Source organism: Oerskovia rustica, from assembly GCF_014836555.1.
Taxonomy (GTDB): Bacteria; Actinomycetota; Actinomycetes; order Actinomycetales; family Cellulomonadaceae; genus Oerskovia; species Oerskovia rustica.
On the sequence record NZ_JACSQQ010000010.1, the window covers coordinates 120,989 to 129,524 of the forward strand.

8 protein-coding genes are annotated in these 8,536 nt (G+C 72.6%); 6 read left to right on the forward strand and 2 right to left on the reverse strand.

What is annotated here, in order from left to right; all coding sequences use genetic code 11:
* The first annotated feature begins 99 nt into the window (after positions 1-99).
* A complete protein-coding gene (locus H9652_RS07960; protein ID WP_191795776.1) occupies positions 100-702 on the forward strand; it encodes a GNAT family N-acetyltransferase in 603 nt (200 codons plus the stop codon).
* Positions 703-824: 122 nt separating this feature from the next.
* On the opposite strand, the gene H9652_RS07965 is transcribed toward H9652_RS07960, so the two are convergent.
* Together H9652_RS07965 and H9652_RS07970 are read right to left on the reverse strand one after the other, a co-directional pair.
* Positions 825-1,307 carry a DUF456 domain-containing protein gene (locus H9652_RS07965; RefSeq protein ID WP_191795777.1) on the reverse strand — a complete coding sequence of 161 codons (483 nt, stop codon included), beginning with the start codon at positions 1,305-1,307 and terminating at the stop codon, positions 825-827.
* A 136-nt stretch (positions 1,308-1,443) separates the two neighbouring features.
* Positions 1,444-1,794: a hypothetical protein gene (locus tag H9652_RS07970; protein WP_191795778.1), complete on the reverse strand. Its 351-nt coding sequence runs from the start codon at positions 1,792-1,794 to the stop codon at positions 1,444-1,446.
* Positions 1,795-2,105: 311 nt separating this feature from the next.
* On the opposite strand from H9652_RS07970, the gene erm reads away from it, so the two are divergent.
* From erm to H9652_RS07995, 5 genes are all read left to right on the forward strand, one after another.
* On the forward strand, positions 2,106-2,942 hold the full coding sequence (gene erm, locus H9652_RS07975) for a 23S ribosomal RNA methyltransferase Erm (RefSeq protein ID WP_191795779.1): 837 nt from the start codon (positions 2,106-2,108) through the stop codon (positions 2,940-2,942).
* 392 nt (positions 2,943-3,334) lie between these two features.
* Positions 3,335-5,152, forward strand: coding sequence for a nitrite/sulfite reductase (locus H9652_RS07980; RefSeq protein ID WP_191795780.1), 1,818 nt, complete (start codon positions 3,335-3,337; stop codon positions 5,150-5,152).
* A complete protein-coding gene (locus tag H9652_RS07985; RefSeq protein WP_191795781.1) occupies positions 5,149-6,078 on the forward strand; it encodes a phosphoadenylyl-sulfate reductase in 930 nt (309 codons plus the stop codon). Before H9652_RS07980 ends, H9652_RS07985 begins: the two co-directional genes overlap by 4 nt.
* On the forward strand, positions 6,075-7,133 hold the full coding sequence (gene cysD, locus H9652_RS07990) for a sulfate adenylyltransferase subunit CysD (protein WP_191795782.1): 1,059 nt from the start codon (positions 6,075-6,077) through the stop codon (positions 7,131-7,133). Before H9652_RS07985 ends, cysD begins: the two co-directional genes overlap by 4 nt.
* Positions 7,133-8,482: a sulfate adenylyltransferase subunit 1 gene (locus tag H9652_RS07995; protein WP_191795783.1), complete on the forward strand. Its 1,350-nt coding sequence runs from the start codon at positions 7,133-7,135 to the stop codon at positions 8,480-8,482. The genes cysD and H9652_RS07995 overlap by 1 nt, the downstream gene beginning before the upstream one ends.
* The last annotated feature ends 54 nt before the right edge of the window (positions 8,483-8,536 follow it).

Genomic DNA, 8,536 nt, shown 5'->3' on the forward strand with positions numbered 1-8,536 from the left:
CCGGGCCCCCCCCCAACCCCGTTCTCGGCCACCGGCCACCCTGCGACCACTCTCAGGGCTCCCGGGCGCACCCGACCACGCGCCGGATAGGGTCGTGACGTGAACGTCTTCGCCGATCCCGTGACACTGACCGGACCGCTCGTGCGCCTCGTCCCGCTGCGGGCGGACCACCACGACGCCCTCGTCGAGGCCGTGCGCGACGGCGAGCTGTGGAACGCCTGGTACACCTCGGTGCCGACCCCCGAGGAGATGGCGGTGTACATCCAGGACAAGATCGCCGCCCGTGAGGCGGGGACGGCCAACCCGTGGGTCGTGGCCCGCACCGCCGACGACCAGGTGCTGGGCGTCACGACGTTCCTCGGGATCGACCCCCTCAACCGGCGCGTCGAGATCGGCGCCACCTGGCAGCGTGCGGGAGCGCAGGGCACGGGCGCGAACCCCGCAGCGAAGCTCCTGCTGCTGGGCCACGCGTTCGACGACCTCGACGCGATCGCGGTCGAGCTGCGCACGCACTTCCACAACCGGCAGTCGCGCGCGGCGATCGAACGCCTGGGCGCCAAGCTCGACGGGGTGCTGCGCAGCCACCAGATCGGGTACGACGGCACGCTGCGCGACACCGTCGTCTACTCGATCACGGCCGCCGAGTGGCCGACCGTGCGGGTCGGGCTGGAGCACCGCCTGCGGGCGCGGCTCGGGGACTGACCTTCTCCCACGTCCCCGACCGGACCCGACGAGGCGGTCGAGGCGGTCGAGGACGGGGTTACGGTCGTTCTGCTGCTCGGAACAGCCTCAAGGCCGTTCTCGGCGCCGTTCACGGCGCCGGCTCACGTCAGTGCGAGACCTACGCCCCAGGTCACGGTGGCGAGCAGCCCGCCCAGCAGCTGGACCACGATCGTGATGCCCGTGGCCTGCAGCGCGGCGACGGTCGCCCGCCACGCGGCGCGCCGGTCGCGGCGGCGGATCAGCTCGGCCACGAAGACCGCTGCCACGAAGCCGACGAACAGCCCGACCACGGGGATGACGAAGAAGCCCACGACACCCGCCAGACCGCCCCACGCGAGCGTCGACCACGGGACCTCGGCACGCCGCATGTGCCGTCCGGCGAGCAGGAGCTGACCGCCCTCGGCCGCGACGATGAACGTGGCGGCCACTGCGAACACGACCCAGGCGGCCGTGCCGCCCGTCATGATCGCCCACACGAGGATGGCCCCTCCCACGAGGGTGTTGCCCGGCAGGACCTGCACGACGATCCCGGCCAGCCCGACCAGGATCACCAGGCCCACGACGATCTCTCCAGCGATGCTCACGGGTGACACCCTCGCACGTCGGAGGCGTCGCGTACGCACCACGAACGGGGCGGTGCCCACGCGACGCCGTCACCCACGACGAACGAGCTGCACGCGCCAGGACCGGCAGGCAGGCCGGTGCGACGCGACGCGGCACCTAGACGAAGACCGCCACGATGATGTTGACCAGCGTGAGGCCACCGATCGAGTGCTTGAGCGCGGGCGAGATCTTGTCGCCCTGGCGCACGCCGACGAACGCGAGGACGGCGATGATCACGGCGATCACGAGCTTGATGCCGATCTTCATCATGCTGGGGCCGCCGTCGTCCCACATGCCGCTCATCTCGGCCACGCCGACCATGAGGATGCCCGCGACGGCGGCCGTCGCGGCACCGTGGAAGACGCCCTTGTTGAGCGCGGCGGACTTGAGCGACACGAAGTAGCCGCCGAGGACGATGGCCCAGCCGACGAAGTGCAGGACCGCGAACACGTTGTAGACGATTTCCATGGCCACATCCTAGTTTGCTGACGCGTCTGTCGGAAAAAGATCGGCGTGGCGCTGCTCACCCCCGGGCGCCGCTCCCCCGGGGCGCCTGAACCATCGACGCCACACCGTCGCGCGCCACGAAAAGCCCTCGCTCCCCCGCGCGCCCCCGCCGTAGGGTCGGCGCCATGTCAGCCTTCGGCGCGTCCTGCGCGTTCTACAGCCGCCTCCGCCGCTCCTAGCGGCGGACCCCTCTTCTCGGCTCCGTCGCCCCGGTCCCTGCCGGAGCGGCCGTCTCGTGCTGCCCGGCGTCCACCCACGCCCCGGAGCCTCCCATGTCCCACCTCCCGTCCGACGGTCGTCACGAGCACGGCCAGAACTTCCTCACCGACCCCCGCGTCCCGGCGACGATGGTCGACCTGGTCGCCCGGACCTCCGGCCCGATCCTCGAGATCGGGCCTGGCGACGGCGCGATCACGGTGCCGCTCGCCCGTCTCGGCCGCCCGGTCGTCGCGGTCGAGATCGACGGGCGCCACGTCGCGCGCCTGCGCCGCCGCCTGGCCGGGCGGGCCGGCCCGTCCGCCCGGGTCGACGTCCGGCACGCCGACTACCTGCACTTTCCCCACCCCGCCGAGCCGCACGTGGTGGTCGGCAACGTCCCGTTCCACGTCACGACCGCGATCCTGCGCAAGCTCCTCGACGAGCCCGGTTGGTCGCACGCGGTCCTCCTCGTGCAGTGGGAGGTCGCGCGACGCCGGGCGGGGGTCGGCGGCGCGACCCTGCTCACGGCGCAGTGGTGGCCGTGGTTCTCGTTCGAGCTCCATGGCCGCGTCCCTGCCCGCGCGTTCCGCCCGTCCCCCGGGACCGACGGCGGCCTGCTGCGCGTGACCCGTCGCGCGCTGCTCCCGGCGGGCGACCGCGCCGCCTACCAGCGGTTCGTCGCCGACGTCTTCACGGGCCGCGGCCGCGGCCTGGCGGACGTCCTGCGCCGACGTGGCCTGCTCGACGACGACGCCGCGTCGCTGCTCGCGCGCGAGCGCCTCGGTTCGGCGCTGGCCCGGGAGCTCACGGCCCCGCAGTGGGTCGCCCTGTGGGGCGGCGTCCGGCCGGGTTCGGCACCGCGGCGCACGGCCGGAGCCCGCACGGGCGGGCAGCGGCGCTCACGGCACTGACTGCACCGACGACGACCGTCCGACGCCACGGCGTGGTGAAGCGGGTCCGACGACGTCTCGGACCCGCTCACCCTCCCTCCACGGCCGCCGAAGTCTGAGACACCCATCCACCATGCGGACAGGGGGTGTTCATTCACCCGCTGCCTCTGTAGATTTCCCGCCATGACCACGGCAGCGCACCTCCTCCTCGTGACGGCACGTCACGAGTCGACGGCCTGCGCCCGCAACAGCTCCTGCTGTTGTTGTTGACCCGCGCCTGACTCAGCCCGAGCCGTCCTCGCCGACCGCTCGCCATCTTCCTGAGCCAAGGGCGCGCGTGGTCGGCCCTCAGCCCCCTCGTTCCTTGCTGAGTCCTTCGGTCCGCGTGCCCACGTCCCCCCACGAGGAGCACGATGACGCCGCCGAACACCGCCACTGACGCGACCCCCGTCGCCGGTCAGCCGGCGGGCAGCAGCACCACCGCACCGGCCGACACGGCCGCCGGCACCGCGGCCACCCCGCACGTGCCCGACGCCGCCGCTCGCCCCGAGCGCCCGGCCCGCCCAGCGCGCGTCGCCCGGCCCAACGGCCAGTGGGCCGTCGACGGCAAGGAGCCGCTCAACGGCAACGAGAAGTGGAAGCAGGAGGACGGCGGCCTCTCGGTGCGCCAACGCATCGAGGACGTCTACTCCCGTGAGGGCTTCGACTCGATCACGGGCGACGACCTGCACGGACGCTTCCGCTGGTGGGGCCTGTACACGCAGCGCAAGCCCGGGATCGACGGCGGGCGCACCGCGGCGCTCGAGCCGCACGAGCTCGAGGACAAGTACTTCATGCTCCGCGTGCGCATCGACGGCGGCGCGGTCACGACCGAGCAGCTGCGCGTCATCGCGGACATCTCGCGCGACTTCGGCCGCGACAGCGCCGACATCACGGACCGCCAGAACATCCAGCTCCACTGGGTCGAGGTCGAGGACGTGCCCGAGATCTGGCGGCGGCTCGAGTCGGTGGGCCTGCAGACGACCGAGGCGTGCGGCGACGTCCCGCGCGTGGTCCTCGGCAGCCCGGTCGCCGGGATCGCCGCGGACGAGCTGATCGACCCCGCCCGGGTCATCAAGGAGATCACCGACAAGTACATCGGGGTCCCCGAGCTCGCCAACCTGCCCCGCAAGTTCAAGACCGCCGTGACGGGCCACCCCTCCCAGGACGTGGTCCACGAGATCAACGACGTGGGCTTCGTCGCGCTCGAGCACCCCGAGCTCGGCGTCGGCTTCGACCTGTGGGTCGGTGGCGGCCTGTCCGCGAACCCCCGCCTCGGTGAGCGCCTCGGCGCGTTCGTCGCCGAGGAGCAGGTGGCCGACGTGTGGCACGGGGTCGTCCAGATCTTCCGCGACTACGGCTACCGCCGGCTGCGCAACAAGGCCCGCCTGAAGTTCCTGCTCGCCGACTGGGGGCCGGCGAAGTTCCGCGAGGTCCTCGAGACCGAGTACCTGGGCTACGCGCTGCCCGACGGCCCGCCCGCCCCGCAGCCTTCCCAGCCGGGCGACCACATCGGTGTGCACAAGCAGAAGGACGGCCTCAACTACGTCGGCGCCGCGCCCTACGTCGGGCGCGTCTCGGGCAGCATCCTCGCGGCCGTCGCGGACCTCGCCGAGTCGGCCGGGTCCCACCGCGTGCGGTTCACGCCGCACCAGAAGCTGCTCGTGCTCGACGTCCCCGACGAGCACCTCGAGCGCGTCGTGTCCGGGCTCAAGGAGCAGGGCCTCGACGCGAACCCGAGCCCGTTCCGCCGCAGCACCATCGCGTGCACGGGCATCGAGTACTGCAAGCTCGCGATCGTCGAGACCAAGGGCGCCGCGACGCGCGCGATCGACGACCTCGAGAAGCGCCTCGGCGACCTGTCCACGATGAAGCCGCTCTCGCTGCACATCAACGGCTGCCCCAACTCGTGCGCCCGCATCCAGACCGCGGACATCGGCCTCAAGGGCCAGCTCGTGATGGACGACGACGGCAACCAGGTCCCTGGCTTCCAGGTCCACCTGGGCGGCGGCCTGACCTCGGACGACCGCGCGGAGGCCGGCCTCGGCCGCACCGTGCGCGGCCTCAAGGTCACCAACGACGACCTGCCCGAGTACGTCGAGCGCGTCGTGCGCCAGTTCGAGAAGGAGAAGGACGGCGAGGAGAGCTTCGCCCAGTGGGCGCACCGCGCGGACGAGGAGTCGCTGCGATGAGCGGGACGACCACGGACCCGGGTGGGGCCGTGCACCCGGTGGGAGCTGCGCCGTCGGGCACGGCGGGCACGGCCGGTGCGCCGACCGGCGGCGACCCGCTGGCCGCGCTGCGCGCCGCCGCCAAGGCACGCACCGAGGCGCGCGCCGCGTCCAAGGCCGCGCACGCCGCCCGGCGCACCGAGAACGCCCGCCCCAAGCGGTCGGCCGAGGAGCTGCGAGCGATCGTCGAGCGCGGTCAGGCCGAGCTGCACGGGCGAGGGACGCCCGGCGCCCTGGACAGCGACCACCCGGAAGCGACCGCCGAGCAGGTCGTCGCGTGGGCCGTGCGCGAGTTCGGCGACGCGATCGCGGTCGCGTGCTCGATGGCCGACGCGGTCCTGCCGCACGTCGTCGCGCAGCAGGCACCCTGGGTCGACGTCCTGTTCCTCGAGACCGGCTACCACTTCCCCGAGACCTCGGGCACGCGCGACGCCGTCGAGCAGCAGATGGAGGTCACGATCGTCGACGTCCTGCCACAGCTCACCGTGGCCCAGCAGGACGCGGCGCACGGCAAGGACCTCTGGTCGCGCGACCCCGCTGCGTGCTGCGCGATGCGCAAGGTCGAACCTCTGACCCGCACGCTCGGCGAGTACGAGGTCTGGGTCACGGGCGTGCGCCGCGACGAGGCCCCGACCCGCACCAACACCCCGCTCGTGACCTGGGACGAGAAGAACGGGCTGGTCAAGATCAACCCGCTCGCCGCGTGGTCCTTCGACGACCTGCTCGGCTACGCCGCCGACCACCAGGTGATCCTGAACCCCCTCCTCAACGACGGGTACCCGTCGATCGGCTGCGCGCCCTGCACGCGCCGCGTCGCCCCCGGCGAGGACCCGCGCGCAGGCCGCTGGGCCGGGCTCGACAAGACCGAGTGCGGGCTCCACGTATGAGCGCCGTGACCACGCACCACCAGACGGTGCCCACCGACGTGCCGACCGACCACCCCACGCACCCCGACGAGAAGAGCGACGCCTTGACCGCCCCCCTCGCCCCACCGGCCTCCCCCACCGAGACCGCAGAGACCGCAGAGACCGCCTCCACCTACCGCCTCACGCAGCTCGAGTCCCTCGAGTCCGAGGCCATCCACATCATCCGCGAGGTCGTCGCGGAGTTCGAGCGCCCCGTGCTGCTCTTCAGCGGCGGCAAGGACTCGGTCGTCATGCTGCACCTCGCGACCAAGGCGTTCTGGCCCGCCCCCGTGCCGTTCCCGCTGCTGCACGTCGACACCGGGCACAACTTCCCCGAGGTCCTCGCGTACCGCGACGCGACGGTCGAGCGCCTCGGCGCCCGCCTCGAGGTCGCGAGCGTCCAGGACTACCTCGACGACGGCCGCCTCCTGGAGCGCGCCGACGGCACGCGCAACCCGCTCCAGACCCAGCCGCTGCTCGACGCCATCACGGGCCACAAGTTCGACGCCGTGTTCGGTGGCGGGCGCCGCGACGAGGAGAAGGCGCGCGCCAAGGAGCGCGTCATCTCGCTGCGTGACGAGTTCGGCCAGTGGGACCCGCGCAACCAGCGCCCCGAGCTGTGGAACCTGTACAACGGCCGCCACCGCCCGGGCGAGCACGTCCGCGCGTTCCCGCTGAGCAACTGGACCGAGCTCGACATCTGGCGCTACATCGCGGCCGAGAAGATCGACCTGCCCAGCCTGTACTACGCCCACGAGCGCGAGGTCTTCGAGCGCGACGGCATGCTGCTCGCCGTCGGGCCGTACTCCCAGCCCCGCAACGACGCCGAGGCAGCGAACGTGCGCACCGAGACCGTGCGCTACCGGACCGTGGGCGACATGTCGTGCACGGGCGCTGTCGAGAGCACGTCCTACACGGTCGACGACGTCATCACCGAGGTCGCCGCGACCCGCATCACCGAGCGCGGCGCCACGCGCGCCGACGACCGGATCTCCGAAGCCGCCATGGAAGACCGCAAGAAGGAGGGGTACTTCTAGTGAGCGCCACCACCACGCACCCGCTGCCCACGAGCACCCTGCTGCGCCTCGCGACCGCCGGGTCCGTCGACGACGGGAAGTCGACCCTCGTCGGCCGCCTGCTGTTCGACTCCAAGTCCGTCCTCGCGGACCAGCTCGACGCCGTCGAGCGCGTCTCGCGCGACCGCGGCCTTGCCACGGCCGACCTCGCGCTGCTGACCGACGGCCTGCGCGCCGAGCGCGAGCAGGGCATCACGATCGACGTCGCCTACCGCTACTTCGCGACCGCCAGGCGCTCGTTCATCCTGGCCGACTGCCCCGGGCACGTGCAGTACACGCGCAACACCGTCACGGGCGCGTCGACGGCCGACGTCGTCGTGCTGCTCATCGACGCCCGCAAGGGCCTCCTGGAGCAGACGCGCCGCCACCTCGCCGTCGCGAGCCTCCTGCGGGTCCCGCACGTGATCGTGGCCGTCAACAAGATCGACCTCGTCGACTACAGCCAGGGGCGCTACGAGGAGCTAGCGGGTCAGATCCGCGAGGCCGCGGCCTCGCTCGGCGTCGCGCACATCCTCACGCTGCCCGTCTCCGCGCTCGAGGGCGTCAACGTCGTCGACCGCTCGGGCGGGCCCGACGGCAAGACACCCTGGTACGACGGGCCGAGCCTGCTCGACCTGCTCGAGGAGCTCCCCGCGGCCGAGACGCCCGACACCGAAGCCTTCCGCTTCCCCGTCCAGGTCGTCCTGCGCCCCCAGGGCGCGGCGCTCGAGGAGCGGTTCCGCGACTACCGCGGGTACGCGGGCCAGATCGCCTCGGGCGTGGTCCGCGTGGGCGACGAGGTCGTGGTCCTGCCCAGCGGGAGGAAGAGCACGGTCGAGGGCATCGACACGGCCGACGGCACCCTCGCCGAGGCCTTCGCCCCGCAGTCGGTCACGATCCGCCTCACGGACGAGATCGACATCGCGCGCGGCGACCTCATCGCAGCCGCGGCCGACGCCCCCGACGTCACGCAGGACGTCGAGGGCACCGTCGCGTGGCTGAGCGACAAGACCCTGCGCCCCGGCACCCGCGTGCTGCTCAAGCACACGACCCGCACCGTGCAGGCCGTGGTGCGCGACGTCGTCGGGCGCCTGGACCTCGACACCGCCGAGCTCGAGCCCGCGGAGGCGCTCGAGCTCAACGACATCGGGCGCGTCACCCTGCGCCTCGCCTCACCCGTCGCGGCCGAGGAGTACGTCACCTCGCGTCGCACCGGTGCCTTCCTCCTGATCGACGGTCAGGACGGCGGCACCCTCGCAGCAGGAATGGTCGGAGACGCCCTGGCGGCCGTGCGATGTCCTTCGCAGCGTCCCGTGCAGTACGCGATCTGAGGCCCCCGACCACCGCAGGTCGGGCCCGGACCACCGGGCCCTCGGATCGCGTAC

Excerpts from the sequence above, each read along its gene's own strand:
- H9652_RS07980 (WP_191795780.1), top strand. The coding sequence starts at position 3,335 with ATGACGCCGCCGAACACCGCCACTGACGCGACCCCCGTCGCCGGTCAG.
- H9652_RS07985 (WP_191795781.1), top strand. The coding sequence starts at position 5,149 with ATGAGCGGGACGACCACGGACCCGGGTGGGGCCGTGCACCCGGTGGGA.
- H9652_RS07970 (WP_191795778.1), bottom strand. The coding sequence starts at position 1,794 with ATGGAAATCGTCTACAACGTGTTCGCGGTCCTGCACTTCGTCGGCTGG.
- erm (WP_191795779.1), top strand. The coding sequence starts at position 2,106 with ATGTCCCACCTCCCGTCCGACGGTCGTCACGAGCACGGCCAGAACTTC.
- cysD (WP_191795782.1), top strand. The coding sequence starts at position 6,075 with ATGAGCGCCGTGACCACGCACCACCAGACGGTGCCCACCGACGTGCCG.